Annotated in this window: 1 pseudogene; it reads right to left on the minus strand. The window is 69.2% G+C overall.

Annotation, left to right across the window (positions count from 1 at the left end):
• Positions 1-23 precede the first annotated feature (23 nt).
• Positions 24-1,033 (minus strand): annotated as a pseudogene (locus ACPC54_RS42290) (IS5 family transposase).
• Between the last annotated feature and the right edge of the window lie 30 nt (positions 1,034-1,063).

A 1,063-nucleotide genomic window follows, 5' to 3' on the forward strand; every position in this document is an offset into this window, starting at 1 on the left:
CTAGGAGCTGTTGAAGGTTCGGATCATGTGGTTGACGTCAGGCGTTTCAACCACATGATCGATCCGCGAAGGTGCAGGCCAGCCGTGTAGCTCTCCGGGCTCTTGTCGTACCTGGTAGCCAGGCCGCGCCAGGTCTTGAGCTTTTGGAAGCATCGCTCGACGGTGTTGCGCTGTTTGTAGCGGTCGGGATCGAAGGCTACGGGCCGGCCGCCGGCGGAGCCCTTGCGTCTGCGGTTCGCCGCTTGGTCCGTCTTCTCCGGGATCACCGCGGTGATCCCGCGCCGGCGCAGGTAGGCGCGGTTGGCCTTCGAGGAGTAGGCCTTGTCGGCGGCCACCGCGTCCGGCCGGGTGCGCGGCCTGCCGACCGGGCCGCGCACCCGGACCTTCTCCAGCACCGGCTGGAACTGCCGGCAGTCCGCGGCCTGGCCCGGGGTCAGCACGAACGCCAGCGGCAGGCCCGCGGAATCGACAGCGGCATGGATCTTGCTGCTCAGCCCGCCCCGGGACCGGCCGAGTCCGGCTTTCGCGGCCCGGGCCCTGCGCCGACGGCGTGCCTGGGCACGAACCTGGGCCGGGTCGGACGCGGCGGCCGTCGCCGCTGTTGAATCACCCGCAGCACGCTCTTCTGCTGCGGCAGCGGAACCCCCTTTTCCTCGGTCAGGGCCTGTTCGAGCGCGTCCAGAGTCTCTCCGGCGACCGCCAGGCCCGACGACTCGTGATGAGCCCGCACGATCGTGGAATCGACACTGACCAACGCCAGTCCGACCTTCCCGCGCGAGGCAGCCTCCGCGATCAGCGCGTCCATCAGGCTCTCGAAGAACCCCGAGGCCACCCAGCCACGGAACCGGGAGTACACCGTCGTCCAAGTCCCGTAGCGCTCGGGGACGTCCCGCCAGCCGCTGCCGGTGCGAAACCGCCACAGCACCCCGTTGAACTGGTCCCGAACCCGCCGAGGCAACGGCCCGGTGGCAGCCACCGGCACATGCGGTTCGATCAAGGCCCACTCGGCATCCGTCACGTCAAAACGCGCCACAACCCCGAGTTCTACCAGAGACACCCAGCC

The sequence above is a fragment of the Kitasatospora sp. NPDC094028 genome, from assembly GCF_049543595.1.
Lineage (GTDB): Bacteria > Actinomycetota > Actinomycetes > Streptomycetales > Streptomycetaceae > Kitasatospora.